The organism is Parazoarcus sp. PS-13 R2A, from assembly GCF_057621855.1.
In genome coordinates, this window is record NZ_JBYEXN010000017.1 from 56,478 (window position 1) to 72,331 (window position 15,854).

16 protein-coding genes are annotated in these 15,854 nt (G+C 65.3%); 12 read left to right on the top strand and 4 right to left on the bottom strand.

All coding sequences use genetic code 11. The features are described 5' to 3' along the window. Positions 1–25: 25 nt before the first annotated feature. The 7 genes from ccmC to ccmI are packed head-to-tail and all read left to right on the top strand — an operon-like array spanning position 26 to position 5,811. Positions 26–790, top strand: a complete 765-nt coding sequence (gene ccmC / locus AC22G6_RS15600; protein ID WP_487367509.1) for a heme ABC transporter permease CcmC — start codon at positions 26–28, stop codon at positions 788–790. Then, positions 790–999: a heme exporter protein CcmD gene (gene ccmD, locus AC22G6_RS15605; protein WP_487367510.1), complete on the top strand. Its 210-nt coding sequence runs from the start codon at positions 790–792 to the stop codon at positions 997–999. The genes ccmC and ccmD overlap by 1 nt, the downstream gene beginning before the upstream one ends. A gap of 1 nt (position 1,000) precedes the next feature. After that, positions 1,001–1,447 carry a cytochrome c maturation protein CcmE gene (ccmE, locus tag AC22G6_RS15610; RefSeq protein WP_108950201.1) on the top strand — a complete coding sequence of 149 codons (447 nt, stop codon included), beginning with the start codon at positions 1,001–1,003 and terminating at the stop codon, positions 1,445–1,447. Continuing rightward, on the top strand, positions 1,444–3,417 hold the full coding sequence (locus AC22G6_RS15615) for a heme lyase CcmF/NrfE family subunit (RefSeq protein ID WP_487367511.1): 1,974 nt from the start codon (positions 1,444–1,446) through the stop codon (positions 3,415–3,417). The genes ccmE and AC22G6_RS15615 overlap by 4 nt, the downstream gene beginning before the upstream one ends. Before the next feature lie 9 nt (positions 3,418–3,426). Next, positions 3,427–4,020 carry a DsbE family thiol:disulfide interchange protein gene (locus AC22G6_RS15620; RefSeq protein ID WP_487367512.1) on the top strand — a complete coding sequence of 198 codons (594 nt, stop codon included), beginning with the start codon at positions 3,427–3,429 and terminating at the stop codon, positions 4,018–4,020. 40 nt (positions 4,021–4,060) lie between these two features. After that, a complete protein-coding gene (locus tag AC22G6_RS15625; RefSeq protein ID WP_487367564.1) occupies positions 4,061–4,555 on the top strand; it encodes a cytochrome c-type biogenesis protein in 495 nt (164 codons plus the stop codon). Next, positions 4,552–5,811, top strand: a complete 1,260-nt coding sequence (gene ccmI / locus AC22G6_RS15630; RefSeq protein WP_487367513.1) for a c-type cytochrome biogenesis protein CcmI — start codon at positions 4,552–4,554, stop codon at positions 5,809–5,811. The genes AC22G6_RS15625 and ccmI overlap by 4 nt, the downstream gene beginning before the upstream one ends. A 91-nt stretch (positions 5,812–5,902) precedes the next feature. On the opposite strand, the gene alr is transcribed toward ccmI, so the two are convergent. Both alr and AC22G6_RS15640 read right to left on the bottom strand, forming a co-directional pair. Next, on the bottom strand, positions 5,903–6,964 hold the full coding sequence (alr, locus tag AC22G6_RS15635; RefSeq protein ID WP_487367514.1) for an alanine racemase: 1,062 nt from the start codon (positions 6,962–6,964) through the stop codon (positions 5,903–5,905). A 302-nt stretch (positions 6,965–7,266) separates the two neighbouring features. Beyond that, positions 7,267–7,647 (bottom strand): hypothetical protein, encoded by a 381-nt coding sequence (locus tag AC22G6_RS15640; protein ID WP_487367515.1) that lies wholly within the window; start codon positions 7,645–7,647, stop codon positions 7,267–7,269. Positions 7,648–7,904: 257 nt separating this feature from the next. Here AC22G6_RS15640 and AC22G6_RS15645 point away from each other — a divergent pair, with 257 nt between their 5' ends. Genes AC22G6_RS15645 through AC22G6_RS15665 form a run of 5 tightly spaced genes read left to right on the top strand, consistent with a single transcriptional unit; the run spans position 7,905 to position 12,690 of the window. Continuing rightward, on the top strand, positions 7,905–9,239 hold the full coding sequence (locus AC22G6_RS15645) for an NAD(P)/FAD-dependent oxidoreductase (RefSeq protein ID WP_487367516.1): 1,335 nt from the start codon (positions 7,905–7,907) through the stop codon (positions 9,237–9,239). Continuing rightward, on the top strand, positions 9,236–10,270 hold the full coding sequence (locus AC22G6_RS15650; RefSeq protein ID WP_487367517.1) for a chorismate transformation FkbO/Hyg5 family protein: 1,035 nt from the start codon (positions 9,236–9,238) through the stop codon (positions 10,268–10,270). Before AC22G6_RS15645 ends, AC22G6_RS15650 begins: the two co-directional genes overlap by 4 nt. After that, positions 10,267–11,109: a MipA/OmpV family protein gene (locus AC22G6_RS15655; protein ID WP_487367518.1), complete on the top strand. Its 843-nt coding sequence runs from the start codon at positions 10,267–10,269 to the stop codon at positions 11,107–11,109. The genes AC22G6_RS15650 and AC22G6_RS15655 overlap by 4 nt, the downstream gene beginning before the upstream one ends. An 8-nt stretch (positions 11,110–11,117) precedes the next feature. Further along, complete coding sequence (locus AC22G6_RS15660) at positions 11,118–11,921, top strand: lysophospholipid acyltransferase family protein (protein WP_487367519.1); 804 nt, start codon at positions 11,118–11,120, stop codon at positions 11,919–11,921. Positions 11,922–11,934: 13 nt separating this feature from the next. Continuing rightward, positions 11,935–12,690, top strand: coding sequence for a glycosyltransferase family 2 protein (locus AC22G6_RS15665; RefSeq protein ID WP_487367520.1), 756 nt, complete (start codon positions 11,935–11,937; stop codon positions 12,688–12,690). 35 nt (positions 12,691–12,725) lie between these two features. Here AC22G6_RS15665 and AC22G6_RS15670 read toward each other — a convergent pair whose 3' ends face one another. Together AC22G6_RS15670 and AC22G6_RS15675 are read right to left on the bottom strand one after the other, a co-directional pair. After that, complete coding sequence (locus tag AC22G6_RS15670) at positions 12,726–14,453, bottom strand: GGDEF domain-containing protein (protein WP_487367521.1); 1,728 nt, start codon at positions 14,451–14,453, stop codon at positions 12,726–12,728. A 94-nt stretch (positions 14,454–14,547) separates the two neighbouring features. Continuing rightward, positions 14,548–15,852: a cation:proton antiporter gene (locus tag AC22G6_RS15675; RefSeq protein ID WP_487367522.1), complete on the bottom strand. Its 1,305-nt coding sequence runs from the start codon at positions 15,850–15,852 to the stop codon at positions 14,548–14,550. Positions 15,853–15,854: the final 2 nt, after the last annotated feature.

Sequence of the window (15,854 nt, forward strand, 5' to 3'; positions counted from 1 at the left end):
TGGCCCAAACGACCAAGACACTCGCATGAACTCAAGTCCGCGTGGTCCCAGCCTGCTCCGTTTTGCCGCTCCGCAGAATTTCTATCCACTGGCGGGGCGCATGGCGCCCTGGTTTGCGGCGATCGCCGTCGTGCTTACGCTGGCCGGCTTGTGGCTGGCGTTCTTCGTGGCGCCGGTCGATGCGACGCAGGGCAACGTGTATCGCGTCATCTTCATCCACGTGCCGGCGGCATGGATGTCGATGTTCATTTACCTGGTGATGGCATTCTGGTCGGCGGTCGGGCTGATCATGAACACCCGCCTGTCTTTCGTCATGAGTCAGGCGCTGGCGCCGACCGGCGCGATGTTCTGTTTCGTGGCCTTGTGGACCGGTGCCTTGTGGGGACGGCCGACCTGGGGTGCATACTGGGTGTGGGATGCGCGCCTGACCTCGCAGCTGCTGCTGCTGTTCCTCTACTTCGGCTTCATCGCGCTGACCCGTGCCATCGAGGACCCGCGCCGCGGCGATCGTGCAGGTGCCATCATCGCGCTGGTCGGGGCCGTTAACGTGCCAGTCATCTACTTTTCGGTTAAATGGTGGAACACCCTGCATCAGGGGGCGTCGGTCAGTCTGACCAAGGCGCCGTCGATGGCCACGACCATGCTTGTCGGCATGCTGGTGATGGCGTTTGCCTCATGGGCCTACACCCTTGCGGTGACCCTGTGGCGGGTGCGGCCGATGATTCTCGAGCGCGAGCGTCACACCGAATGGGTGGGGGCGGTGCTCGATCGTGAAGGAGCGCGAAGCTGATGCAATGGGAGTCGTGGTCTGCGTTCTGGGACATGGGTGGTGCGGGTGCCTTCGTATGGGGCAGCTATGGCATCACCTTCGCTGTTATCGCGCTGGAACTTGTGCTGGTGTTTCAGCGTCGGAAGGACACCGTGAAGCGGTTGTTGCGCTGGCGCCGCGCGGTGGGCAAAGATGGATCGGGGCGCGCTGGCGCCCGCATGGAGTCTTGATATGAAACCCCGTAGCAAACGCATGATGCTGGTCGGTGGTGGCGTGGCGCTGCTCGTTGCAGCCGTGGCGCTGGTGTTGTCCGCTTTTCAGCAGAACCTGGTGTTCTTTCACACGCCGACCGATGTCATGGAGGGCAAGGCGCCCACCGGCAAGACCTTCCGCATTGGCGGTCTGGTCGAGGACGGATCGCTGCAGCGCGAAGCCGACGGACTCACCGTCCGCTTTGCCATTACCGATACTGCCAAGGTGATCCCGGTCACCTACAAGGGCACGCTGCCTGACCTGTTCAAGGAGGGCAAGGGCGCCGTGATCCAGGGCTCGCTCGGCGCGGACGGTCAGTTCCGCGCCACCGAAGTGCTGGCCAAGCACGACGAGAACTACATGCCGCCGGAAGCCGCGCACGCGGTTGAAGAAGCACAGAAAACCGCCGCGACGGTGAGCCAATGATCCCCGAACTTGGTCACTTTGCCCTTGTCATGGCGCTGGTCCTGTCGCTGGTGCAGGCCGTTGTGCCGCTCGTGGGGGCGTCGCGCAACAATCCGTCGATGATGGCCGTTGCCCGGCCTGCGGCGCAGGGGCAGTTCGTTTTCGTGGTGTTTGCCTTTGCCTGTCTGACCTGGGCCTTCATCAACAGCGATTTCTCGGTCCGACTGGCTGCAGTCAACTCCAACAGCGATACGCCGCTGATGTACAAGATCACCGGTGTGTGGGGCAACCACGAGGGCTCGCTGTTGCTGTGGGCGATGTCCCTGTCGCTATGGACCGTGGCGGTCAGCGTGTTTTCGCGCAGCGTGCCACAGCCGTTTCTGGCGCGGGTCATCGGTGTGCTGGGCTGTGTCAGCGTCGGCTTCATCGCCTTCATGCTGGTGACATCAAACCCCTTCGACCGCCTGCTGCCGGGTGCGGCGGAGGGGCGTGACCTGAATCCGCTGCTGCAGGATCCGGGCATGATCATTCACCCGCCGCTGCTGTACATGGGCTATGTCGGATTTTCCGTCGCGTTCGCTTTTGCCATTGCGGCACTGCTGACCGGACGCCTGGATGCGGCATGGGCGCGCTGGTCGCGGCCATGGACGATCGCCGCCTGGGTCTTCCTCACGGCCGGCATCATGGTGGGTTCGGCCTGGGCGTATTACGAACTGGGCTGGGGTGGCTGGTGGTTCTGGGATCCGGTGGAGAACGCCTCGTTCATGCCGTGGTTGCTGGGAACCGCACTGATCCACTCGCTCGCGGTAACCGAGAAGCGCGGTGCGTTCCGCAGCTGGACGGTGCTGCTGGCCATTGGCGCGTTTTCGCTGTCGCTGCTCGGCACCTTCCTTGTGCGCTCCGGTGTGATCACCAGCGTGCACGCCTTCGCCACCGACCCGGCGCGCGGCATGTTCATTCTCGGCCTGCTGGTGCTGGTGATCGGGGTGTCGCTGCTGCTGTACGCGTGGCGTGCGCCGCGTCTTACCGGTGGCGGCAGTTTCGGTCTCGTTTCGCGCGAAACCACGCTGCTGGGCAACAACGTGCTGTTGGCGGTGGTGTCGGCCTCGGTGCTGCTGGGTACGCTGTATCCGCTTTTCCTCGACGCGCTCAACATGGGCAAGATCTCGGTCGGCCCACCGTATTTCGAGGCGGTATTCGTGCCGCTGATGACGCCGGTCGTGGTGCTGATGATGTTCGCGCCCTTCCTGCGCTGGAAGAACGACAAGGTGGATGCGGTTGCAAGGCGCCTGGCCCCGGCTGGCGTTGCCAGCATCCTCATTGGCGTGGGCGGTGCATTCGCGATCGGTCATCCGACCTGGCGCACGATGCTCGGGCTCACCCTTGCGGCATGGGTCGTGCTGGCGAGCTTCCAGTTGCTCGCCAGTCGTCTGCGTGAGCGTGCGGGTGCAACGATGTCGAGCCGTCTTTCCACCATCCCCGCTGCTTGGTGGGGCATGTGGACTGCCCACTTCGGTATTGGCATCTTCATCATTGGCGTGACGCTGGTCAGCAGCATCGATGCCAGCCTCGACTTGCGCATGAAGGAGGGAGACCGTGCCGACTTTGCCGGCTACAGCTTCAACTTCAAGAGTGTGGAGCGCATTGCGGGACCCAACTACGATGCCTCGCGGGCAACGATCGAGCTGAGCAAGGACGGGAGGCTCGTTGACGTGCTGACGCCGGAGAAACGCGTGTATCGCGCCATGGGCATGCCGATGACCGAAGCCTCCCTCAACATCGGCCCCTTCCGCGATATCTATGCCTCGCTCGGCGAGCAGTTGCCTGAGGGTGACTGGATCGTGAGTCTGCACCGCAAGCCCTTCATCAGCTGGATCTGGGTGGGCTGCATCCTGATGGCGCTCGGTGGCATTTTTGCCGCTGCAGATCGTCGTTACCGCCGTCTGGCCGAACGCAGCGCCCCCAAGGGTGCTGCGCAGCAAGCCATTTGAGAAGCATTCATGAAAGCCAAGTTCCTTGTTCCGCTGTTTCTGTTTCTGCTGTTGATCGGATTTCTCGGTTTCGGTCTCACCCTCAACCCGCGGGAAGTGCCGTCGCCGCTGATCGACAAGCCGGCGCCGGCGTTCCGGCTCGCACGGCTTGATCAGCCCGAGCAGACCTTTGGTCTCGACGAGATGAAGGGCCAGGTGTGGTTGCTCAACGTATGGGCATCGTGGTGTGTGGCCTGTCGTCAGGAGCACCCGGTGCTGGTCGAACTGTCCCGCCGCGGCGTGGTGCCCATCGTCGGCCTCAACTACAAGGAAGTGCGTGGCGATGGCGAAATCGACGCCCGCGGCATGGCACTCGAAGTCGAGACCGGGCAGGCGATCGAGCGCGCGCGTGGCTGGCTGAGCCGCCACGGGAACCCCTATCAGTTGTCGGTGATGGATATCGACGGCAGGGTGGGGATCGATTTCGGCGTCTATGGCGTGCCTGAAACCTTCCTCATCGACAAGCAGGGGCGCATCCGCTTCAAGCAGATCGGGCCGGTCACACCGGAGAATCTGAAAAACGTGCTGATGCCCAAGATCGAGGAGTTGCAGCGTGCAGGCTGATCGCTTTAGTTCGGGGCGACGCATTGCCGGCGCCCTGCTCATGGTGTGTGCGTTCGGCAGCGGCGCAATGCTTCATGCCGCCGAGCCGGGTACGGCCACGCCGGTGGTGGCCAATCAGGCGCTCGAGGATGAAGTCCTGGAGCTCTCTCACAAGCTGCGCTGCCTGGTGTGCCAGAACCAGTCGATTGCCGAATCGAACGCGCCTCTGGCGATCGATTTGCGCAATCAGGTGCGTGAGCAGCTCGAAACCGGCAAGAGCAAGGATGACGTGATCGACTATCTGGTCGAGCGTTACGGCGACTTCGTGCTCTACGAGCCGCCGTTCAAGGCCTCCACGGTGCTGCTGTGGGGTGGCCCCGCTGCGCTGCTGATCGGCGGCGCGGGCTGGCTCGCCCTGCGTCTGCGCCGGCGTCAGGCCGAAGCTGACGCTCAGGAAAACCTTTCCACCGCGGAGCGCGATCGTGCCCGCGCACTGCTTGCGGGCGATACGCCCGTAACCGCAGACATCCCGTCTGCCGAGGAGCCCCGTTCGTGATCACCTTCCTGATTGTCGCCGGCCTGTTGGTGGCCGGCGCCTTGCTCATGGTCGTCCCGCCATTGCTCGGGCGCGGTCGTGACGCTTCCGTTACGCCGGCTGCGGCCGATGCCGAGCAGGCCGCGACGGCCATGCTGGTGCTGCGTGAGCAGCTCGCTGATCTTGATGCTGAACGGGCTGCAGGCGGAATCGACGACGCCACCTATGTGCGCAGCCGCGATGAACTCGAACGCCGTGCGCTGGATGAGGGCAAGGTCATGGCGCCCGGCGCCAGCGCCCGCCCCGCCCGCGTTTGGGCGGTGCTGGTGGGGCTCGGTGTGCCGGTAATGGCGGCGATGATCTATCTCTCGGTCGGCACGCCGGACGCGCTCGACCCGCAGAAGGTCGCCGGGCAGCAGACCTTCTCCCCCGAGCAGATCAGGGAAATGGTCGGCACGCTCGAGGCCCGTCTCGAGAACGAGCCCGACAACGTCGAAGGCTGGGCCATGCTCGCCCGCTCCTGGCTGGTGCTGGAGAACTACCCCGAGGCTTCCAAGGCCTACGCACGGCTCGCCGAACTGATCCCGGACAATGCCGACGTAGTTGCCGACTGGGCCGACGTTGTGGCAACCAAGAACGGCAGCATCATTGGCGAGGCGGAAACACTGGTTGCGCGTGCGCTCGAGATCGACCCCAACCACGTCAAGTCGCTCGCGCTTGCGGGTACGGGCGCGTACCAGCGCGGCGATTTTGCGGCTGCAGCAGCACTGTGGGAGCGCATCCTGGCGCGCGTTCCGCCCGGGCAGGAGATCGAGGGCCAGTTGCGTGCGAGCATCAATGACGCGCGCGAGAAGGCCGGGATGCCTGCACTCGCGGCTTCGGCCGGGCAGCAGATGCCGCCTGCACAGGCGGTGGCGAACGGTGAGGGTGCTGCGGACAGCGCACTGAAGATTGCCGGCCGACTCGACGTCGCTCCTGCGCTGCGCGATCAGGTGCTGGCGGACGACACGGTGTTCGTGTTCGTGCGCGGCGCTGCGGGCGGACCGCCGATTGCCGCGCTGCGCTTCAAGGGCAGCGAGTTGCCGCTCGACTTCAGCTTCGACGGTGTTCCCCGCATGTCGGGCAACGCACCGCTGCCGGAAACACTGGCGCTGGCCGTGCGGGTGTCCAAGTCCGGTGATGTGATGGCCAAGCCGGGCGACCTCGAAGGACGGATCGACGGTCTGGCAGCGGACGCCAGCGGCGTGGCGCTGACCATCGAGAAGGTGCACCAGTAAGCGTGGGAGAGTGCCCCAGGTTCAGGCCTGGGGCTGGCGCTGCGCGGGAGTCGCGACGACATGCGTCGCGTCCCGGTTTCTGCCCCGGCGCTTAGCCGAGATATTCGAAGCGGACCCGCTTCACGTTGCACAGCAATTCGTAGGAAATCGTCCCGACACCCGCAGCGATGCGGTTGATCGATATCTGACGGCCCCAGAGCTCGACCCGGCTGCCAATGCCTGCGTCGGGCAGGCCGGTCAGATCCACCGTCATCATGTCCATCGAGACCCGGCCGATCAGGCGGGTGAGCTTTCCATCCACCGCGACCGGCGTCCCTTCGGGCGCGCTGCGCGGATAACCGTCGGCGTAACCCATTGCCACCAGGCCGACGCGTGTCGGCGCCTCGGCGACGAAGCGGCCGCCGTAGCCCAGCGCTGCGCCCGCCGGAATGTCTCGCACTGCCATGATCTGGCTCTCGAGCGTCATCACCGGAAACAACCCGTGATTCTCCTCTGGCATCGGATCGGCGCCATAGAGCAGGATGCCGGGGCGGCCCCAGTCACGGTGCGCGTCCGGCCATCCGAGAATGGCACTGGAGTTGGCCAGGCTGCGCAGCCCGGGCAGATCACGGGTACCGGCGTCGAATGCGGCGATCTGCTCCGCGGTGGTGGCGACATCGGGTTCGTCCGCGCGCGCGAAGTGCGTCATCAGCGCGATGTCGGAGACCTTGCCGGTGTCGTTCAGGCGCTGCCAGGCACCCCGCACCCTGTCGGGCAGGAAGCCGGCGCGGTTCATGCCCGAGTTGACCTTGAGCCATACGTGCAGCGGTGCGCTCAGCGCCCGGGACTCGATCATCTCGATCTGCGGATCATGGTGCACGACCGTCCACAGCTGGTGGCGCACGACCTCATCGAGTTCGGCCGCGTCGAACACGCCTTCGAGGAGCAGGATTGGATGGGTGATGCCGGCGGCGCGCAGTTGCAGCGCCTCGTCCAGAAAGGCGACGGCGAAACCGTCCGCCTCGGCCGCCAGCGCGCGTGCGCACTCGACTGCGCCGTGCCCATAGGCGTTGGCCTTGACCACAGCGAAGGCGCGCCCGCCATGTCGTGATCGTGCAAGCCGGTAGTTGTGACGAAGGGCTTCGAGGTCAATCAGGGCACGGGCGGGACGCATGGACAGGAGCTATCTGGAAAAAAGCGAAATGGTGCGCCTTATCGCGGGTGACTGCAATCCGGCTGGCGCGCCGTTCCAGGTCGCTCAGGACAGGCGGAAGCGCTGCACCGCCTGAGCCAGCGCCGCCGCCGATCGCTCCAGTCCGCCGACTTCCTGTGCGACCTTGCTCGCCGAATCGGCGCTGTCCTGTGCCATGTTGGCGATGGCCTCGACGACGCGCTCGACCTTGCCCGCTTCGTCGGTGATCTCTGCGATCGAGCCTTCCGCTTCGGCCGCCAGTCGAGTGCCGTTTCCGACCCGTGTTACCGCGTCCTCGATGCTGCCGATCTCGTCGAGCGTTGCATTGACGACGCGGGCCCCGGTGCGTGCTGCCGCTGCATCAGTTCCGCGACCGCGCGTGCGCTCCCCGCCACCATACTCGCCTCGCGCTCGACCTGTGTGAGCGTGCTGCCAAGCTCGGCGCGCATCTTCGCCACCAGTCCGAGCAGGCCGTCAGCGGTCTGGGTGGCAGCGCCGGGCCGCAGCTCGCCATCGCCGATCCGCGTTGCCAGTTCCGCAGCCCGGGTCGATTCGACGGCTTCGCGCTGCAGGCTGACCGCCATGTACATCAGCATGCCGGCCTCGACGACGACAAAGGCGGCGTGAAGCGCAACGCGGCCCAGACCGGTCGAACCCTTGAACACACAGTCCCCCAGGTGAGGGCCTGAAGGTAATTGAAGCTAAGGTGATGAACTTTGCCGGCGCGCGATCCGGCATCGCCGTGCATGCAAATGCAATGGGGTCCGGGCAGGGCGCTACCGGCTGATTCGCACGGCTGTTTGAGCTTGCGCAATTCCGCTGAGGATACGGCTACGGTATAGTCCGCAGCTTGAAGCCGGTGCGTCGACCTTCCGCACATCCGCGCGGCGCCCGCAACTCCATACCAGATGGTGATTCTGTCGTGAATACAAATGAACTTCCGTCCTCCGCGCGGGCGTGTGATGTGCTCGTCATCGGCGGCGGGCCGGCGGGCTCGACCGCGGCGGCGCTGCTGGCCGGTAAAGGGCATCGTGTCACCGTTCTCGAGAAAGCGCACCACCCGCGTTTCCATATCGGCGAGTCCCTGCTCCCGGCCAATCTGCCCCTGTTCGAGAAACTCGGCGTGGCCGACGAGATGCGCGCGATCGGGATCCGGAAGTACTCGGCCGAGTTTGTGTCGCCCCAGCATGCCGAGCAACAGCGTTTCAATTTCGGTGAGGCATGGGACAAATCCATGCCCTATGCCTATCAGGTGCGTCGTGCCGAGTTCGACCACATCCTGATCCGCAACGCGGCGGCCAAGGGCGCCGCGGTGATCGAGGGCTGCCGGGTGAAGGACCTCAGTTTTCATGCGGACGGCGCCACTGTCAGTGCGGAGCACGAAGACGGTCGTCGCGAGCGCTGGTCGGCGCGCTTCGTGATCGACGCCTCCGGCCGCGACACCTTCATCGCCAATCGCATGCGCGCCAAGCATCGCAACCCGCTGCACAACAGCTCGGCGATCTACGCGCACTTCGCCGGTGTCCGGCGTCACGACGGCGACGCCGCGGGGAACATCTCCATCTACTGGTTCGAGCACGGCTGGTTCTGGGTGATCCCGCTGGCCGACGGTGCAACCAGCATCGGTGCGGTCACCTGGCCTTACTACATGAAGCAGCGCGCCGGCCGCTCGCTGGACGACTTCCTCGCCGACACGATCGCGCTGTCGCCGGCCCTGGTCGAACGCATGCAGGGCGCGAGCCGGATTTCGCCGACGGAGGCGACCGGCAACTTCTCCTACACCACCGATCACACGCACGGGCCGCACTACATTCTGCTTGGCGATGCCTATGCCTTCATCGACCCGGTGTTCTCTTCGGGCGTGATGCTGGCCATGCAGGGCGCCTTCTTCGGCGCCGACGCGGTCGACACCTGCCTGCGCCAGCCCGAGCGCAGCAAGGCGGCCATGGCGCGTTTCGACAAGCTCGTCCGTCATGGACCGAAGGCCTTCTCGTGGTTCATTTACCGCATGACCAGTCCGACCATGCGTGACCTGTTCATGGGCCCGCGCAACCTGCTGCGCATGAAGGAAGCGCTGCTCTCGCTGCTCGCCGGTGACATCTACGGCAAGACGCCGATCTGGCCCTCACTGCTGGCGTTCAAGACGGTCTATTACCTGTCGGCCCTGCGCCACCTGCCGCGCACGCTCGCGGCCGGGCGCAAGCGCAAGCGCGACATCCTGCCGGTGGAGGACGGCGAGATGGCGGTGCGCGGATGAGCGGCGGTTCGAAGTTGCAGTTGCTGTCGCCGCTGGATGTCGATGCACCGCTGCCCTCCGCAATCGATCCCGCACGCGTCTTTGGCGAGATCCGTTTTGGCGAGGACTGTGCGGCGGGCGAGGCGTTTCCGTGTCTGCGCGTCTGTTCGCCCACCCTGGTGCCGGCAAACCCGTGGCGGGCCGTGTGGCTGTCCGATCATGCCCTTGTCGCCGGCCGCCACGGACAGGTGGCCTATCGTCACGACGATGAACTGATGTATGGCGTGATCTCGGTCGATGAGTCGGCGTTCGTCGATACGCCATCGGCGAGCGCCTTGCAGCAGGCCGCCGAGTTCGCCTACCGCGAGGTCTTTGCCGCGCTGGCGCACGCCGGCTTTCCCGGCTTGCTGCGGGTGTGGAACTACCTGCCGCGGATCAACGAGATCGAGAGCGGGGTCGAGCGCTATCGCAAGTTCAACATCGGCAGGCAGGATGCCTTTGCCGCCTGCGGCCGCGCGCTGACCGGACGGGTGCCTGCGGCGAGCGCGCTCGGGGTGCGTCACGGCGCGCTCGAGATCGGCTTCTTTGCCGTGCGGCGCGCCCTGCTTGCGGTCGAAAACCCGCGTCAGGTCAGCGCCTATCATTACCCCGAGACCTATGGCCCGCGCAGCCCGACCTTCTCGCGCGCGGCGGTCAGCAGCAGCATGGTGCAGGATGTGCTGTTCATTTCGGGCACGGCGAGTATCGTTGGCCATCAGACCCTGCACCATGGCGATGTGGCGGCGCAGACGCGCGAGACGCTGGTGAATATCGATACCGTGCTGGCCGAGGCGGCGCGGGTCGCCCCGCTGCTGAGCCCGGCGCGGGAGGATCTGGCGTGCCTGGGCTACGTGCGCGACCCTGCGGATCTTGAGACCATCCGCGCCGAGGTGCGGCACGTGATCGGGGATGAAACACAGGTGTGCTACGTTCAGGCGGATATCTGTCGCACCGACCTGCTCGTCGAAATCGAAGCCAGCGGTGGCCACCCGACTCAAGGAGCTCGTTCATGAAACCGAACGCACTTTCATCGTTTGCATTAGGCGCGCTGCTTGCCGCAGGGGCGGCCCTGCCGGCGCATGCCGGCGAGGAAAAGCCGTTGTGGGAGCTGGGGCTGGGCGTGGGGGCGGTGTCCTTTCCCGACTACCGGGGCTCCGACCGGCAGCGGGTGCACGGTCTCGCAGTGCCGTATTTCGTGTATCGGGGCGAGTTCTTCAAGGCCGACCGTGACGGCATTCGCAGCATCTTCTTCGACAGTGACCGGGTACAGCTCAATCTGAGCATGTCGGCCTCGCTCCCGGTGGACAGCGACGGCAACAGCGCCCGCCGTGGCATGCCCGACCTCAAGCCGACGGTGGAAATCGGGCCCTCGCTCGAGTTCAACCTGTGGCGCACCGACTGGCACAATGCGCGCATCGACCTGCGCCTGCCGGTGCGTGCCGCCTATACCGTGAAGGGCCCGGTCAAGCATGTGGGCGTGACCTTCACCCCCTTCATCAACCTCGACATCGACCCCTTCGGCGACTCTGGCTGGAACCTCGGCATGATGGCCGGGCCGATCTACGCCAACGCCCGTCAGCACCGTTACTTCTACGATGTGAAGCCGGAGTTCGCGCTGCCCGACCGGCCGGCTTACGAGGCCTCGGGCGGCTACTCGGGCGCCCAGTTCATCACTGCGCTGTCGAAGCGATTCGACCGTTTCTGGGTGGGCAGCTTCCTGCGCTACGACACCCTGCGCGGCGCCGCTTTTGCCGACAGCCCGCTGGTTCAGCGCGATCACGCCTGGGCCGCCGGCGTGGCCATTGCCTGGGTGATCGGTGAGTCCTCGCGCAAAGTCGTGGTGGAAGACTGAGCCACGCCGTGAGTGCATCAAGCCCCCGCCGGTTTCCGGCACTCTATGAGTATTTCTGTCTCTATTTCGGGCTGTTCGCGCTTGGCGTGCTGTGTCTGGGATGGTCGCTGGTGGCCGCCATCCTGCATCCCTTCATGCCCGACGGCGCGGCGAGCCGGCTGGGGCGGCGCGCGATCACCGGCGTGTTCCGCATCTACCTGTTCCTGCTCGGGGCGCTCGGCGCCTGCCGCTTCGACATCAGCGAACTGGATGCGCTGAAGGATCAGGGGCCGATGATTCTGGCGCCGAACCACCCCTGCCTGCTCGATGCGGTGATGGTGATCGCACGCCTGCCCAATGTGGCCTGCATCATGAAGGCATCCCTGATGAAGAACGTCTTTCTCGGCGGTGGCGCGCGGCTCGCGCGCTACATCCCGAACGGCCGGCCCTTGCAGATGGTGTATGCCTCCTGCGAGGCGCTGTCCGCGGGCGGCCAGTTGCTGATGTTTCCCGAGGGGACGCGCACGGTGCGCGCACCGGTCAACGAGATCACGCCCAGTGTGGCGCTGATCGCGCGACGTGCGAAGGTGCCGGTTCAGACCATCATCATCGAGACCGACTCGGACTATCTGTCCAAGGGCTGGCCCTTGTTCCGGCGCCCGCCGATGCCGATTCACTACCGCGTGCGGCTTGGCCGGCGTTTCGATCCACCTGCGAATGCCACGGCGTTCTGTGGCGAACTCGAGGCTTACTTCGCCGAGGAGCTTGCGCGCGCACGTTTCGTGCCGCCGCAGTTCGCCACCGAGCGCCCGAGCGCGGCGCGCACACTCTGATCCGGCCTCGCCCATGACGTCCTCCTCCACCCATGCGGTATTGATTCCGAGCTACAACCCCGGCCCCAAGGTGTTCGACACCGTGCGCGAGGCGCGCGCGCAGTGGGCGCCGGTGTGGGTGGTGGTGGACGGCAGTACCGATGGCACCGACGTGCGGCTGCAGGCGATGGCCGCGGAGGACGAGGGGCTGAAGGTGTTCGTGCTGCCGGAGAATGGCGGCAAGGGGGCTGCCGTGCTGTACGGCCTGGACGAGGCGGCGCGGCAGGGCATCACCCATGTGCTTACCATGGACTCCGACGGCCAGCATCCTGCCGCCCTGATCCCGCGCTTCATGGCCGTGTCCGCGGGCGCACCCGAGTGCATGGTCCTCGGGCGTCCGGTGTTCGATGCCAGCGCGCCGCTTTTGCGCGTGCGTGGGCGCAAGATCTCGAACGCCTGGGCCAACCTGGAAACCCTGTGGGTGGGCATCGGCGATTCGCTTTACGGCTTTCGCGTCTATCCGGTGGCGCCGCTGCGCGCGCTGATGCAGGGGCAGCGCTGGATGCGGCGCTTCGATTTCGACCCGGAGGCGGTCGTGCGTCTGGCCTGGCGCGGCGTGAAGCCGATCAACATCGATGCGCCGGTGAAGTACTTCAACGCGGACGCGGGCGGGGTGTCGCACTTCAATTACCTGCGTGACAACACCTTGCTGACCTGGATGCACTGCAGGCTGCTGCTCGGCTTCATCCTGCGCCTGCCCGTGCTGCTCTGGCGTCGCGTGCGCGGCTGAACTCCCCGGCCGGTGTCAGCGCGCCGGCTGTGCGCTTACGCGGGTTCGGCCCTCGCCTCGGGGTCGTCCGCAATCCTTATCCGGTTTCTGCCTTCGGCCTTGGCGGCATAGAGCGCCTTGTCGGCACGCTGCAGGACGCGCTCCATCGCGTCGCCACGCCCGGCGAGACAGGCGCCGACGCTGACCGTGATCGAGGTTTCATCGGCGAGCTGAATGCCGGTTTCGATGCTGTTGCGGATGCGCTCGCCCAGGCATGCAAGGGTGTCGTGATCGCAAGGTGCGAGCAGGATCAGGAACTCGTCCCCGCCCCAGCGCGCCGCGCAGTCGTAGGGGCGGATGCTGGCGTTGATCAGGCTCCCGACTGAACACAGCGCCTCGTCCCCGGCCGAGTGTCCGAGGAAGTCGTTGATCTCCTTGAACTCGTCGATGTCGATCCAGATCAGGCCGAAGCGGCTTTGCTCGCGTTCGGCGCGCTTGACCTCGGCATTGATGCGCTCGGTAAAGCCACGGCGGTTCAGCAGCCCGGTCAGGGGGTCCACACTGGCCAGCAGGTGCAGCTCTTCGGTGCGCGCGGCAACACGATGCTCAAGTTCCTGCGTGTGGCTGCGCACGGATTCGGCCATTGCGCTGAAATGCCCGGAGAGACGACCGATCTCGCCTTTTGCGGGCGGCACCGTGAGCGGATTGAGATCGCCGTCCCGAACCCGCAGCATGGCGTTCTCGAGGTTTGCCACCGGGTTCAGCACCCAGCGGCTGAGGATATAGTTGAACAGCAGCAGCGCCACCACCAGCGTTGCGGCAAAGATGAGCAGCACGCTGGTGAAGCTTTGTAGCGGCATCAACACATCGAGGTCGAGCATGGTGACTTCGTACCAGTCGAGCTCCGGTAGATAGGCCACGCCCGCGAGGTAGCGCTTGCCCTCGTAACTGACGAAACGGCTGATCACCCGGGTGTCGTGTTCGCGCTCCGGACCAGCCCCGGCAAGCTCGCGCATCGCGGCGCGGATGAAGGTGCGATCCTGCCCGTCGCTGAGCAGGCGATCGATGGTGATTTTTTCGCCGTCGGTTTTGACGATGCTGGCGTAGTCGATATAGCGCAGGTCGCGATGCAGCTGGATCGCGCCGTTGTGGTCGACGAACAGGGTGGTGATACCGGGTTGGGCAAGCTGGACGATGTCGCGGATGAAGCGGTCGAGGTCGAGTCCGGTGCCGACCACGCCAAGGGTCTCGTCGCCTTCGCGGATCAGGACGTCAACCCAGAGCTTGGTCATCCCGAGGAATTCGTCCTTGTTGACGTTGAGATGGAATTCGCGGCCCTGACGGATGATCTCGTAAAACCAGCTGTCCGATGGCGTCGTGGGGCTCAGGTGATAGCGCAGTTGCCGACCGGCGTAGTCGTTCTGGGCGTTGTTGTGATAGTAGGCACCCGAGGCGCGCAGCGCGGCAAAATAGCTGCCGTCCTGGAAGTTGCGGCGGAAGGTCTCCATTTCCGCGATCGCTTCCTGCATGTAGGCAGGATTGTCGGGCTCCTTCGCCCAACGCCGGATGAGTTGCGAGTGCGCCATCTGCCGGGAAAGCGCGATTTCCCGGATCAGCGGCTGCAGGAGCCGGGCGGAGTCGTAACGCACCTGGGTTTCGACCAGACGCACACCCCATTGCTCGATGATGCCTTCGGCAATCCGCTGAAATGCAAACCAGCTCGCACAGGAGGCGATCAGGATGATGGCTGCGGCGAGGATCAGGAAGCGGGGCTTCAGATTCATTTGGCGGAAGGGCTGCTGAAGGCCCTCGAGATAAGCGGGTCAAGGTAGCACATAAGGATGCGGCGGTGAAACGGCGGGTACAGCCCGGACATGCTCATTCGCGCACCCTCGGCGGCAGTGGATGACCAATCGCCGGGAGCCAGATGCGAAGGCACGGGGTGGTCAGGATGGTGCTGAAGATGGCCATGATCACCAGCATGGTGAACATGGTCTGCGAGATCACGCCGAGATCGTAGCCGACGTTGATGACGACCAGCTCCATCAGCGCCCGGGTATTCATCATGATCCCAAGAATGCCCGCCTCGCCGTGAACTAGTCCGCAACGGCGGGCCGCAAGGTAGGATCCGCCGAACTTTCCGAGCGTGGCGAGTGCGATCACCAGCGCACACCAGCCCCAGTCGGCAAGGCTGTCGAGACTGCCAATATCGGTGCGCAGACCGGTATAGGTGAAGAAGACCGGCAGGAAGAAGACGCTTACGAAATGCCCGACACGCGTGTTCCAGGCCTCGCGCAGGCCGTGTTCGTCGTGCAGGATCACGCCCATCAGAAAGCCGCCGAAGATGGCAAAGATGCCCAGCTGATAGGTGCACATGCCGGCGCCAAAGATCAGCGCCAGCAGGAACCCCATCAGATTGGGCGGCAGCCGGCCGCGACCGGGGCGGGCACGATGCACCAGACGCTTGACCAGCGGGCGCACGACGAACCAGCTCAGGCCGAAGAAGACGAATACCAGCACGATGCGGGTCAGGAAGTCGAGCGCATCGAGCTGGGCGGCAGCGAGGGTGGAGACCAGTGCCAGCAGCAGCCAGCCCACCACGTCGTTGATCGCGGCTGCGCTGATCGCGATCACCCCGAGCGGGCTGCGGGTGAGCTGGAACTCGATCATGATGCGACCAAGAATGGGCAGCGCGGTGATCGAGAAGGCGGTGGCCACGAACAGCCCGGACACCAGAGGGTCGGCGCCCGCGGGTTGCAGCGGCGTGGCCAGCCAGCCGAGGGCGAAACCGAGGGCAAAGGGCAGCGTCAGCCCGGCGCTGGCGACCCATGCCACCGTGTGGCGGTGCTTGCGCTCGGTGAGGTGGCTGAAATCGAACTCGAGCCCGATCTGGAACATCAGCAGCAGCAGACCGATCTGGGACAGGATCTGCATCGGCTCGGGGGGCGCGCTGCGAAACACGATGTCGAACAAACCGGGCGCGAGCCAGCCGAACAGCGAAGGGCCGAGCAGGATGCCGGTGACGATTTCGCCGACCACGGAGGATTGCCCCAGGCGCAGCGCAATTTCGCCCCCCGCACGCGCCACCAGGATGATGACCGCCAGCTGCATCAGGGTGAAGAACAGCAGTGCTTCGGTCTTGTGCACGCCGGCGGCGTTCATTGCAGTGGCGGCGGTGCTCATGG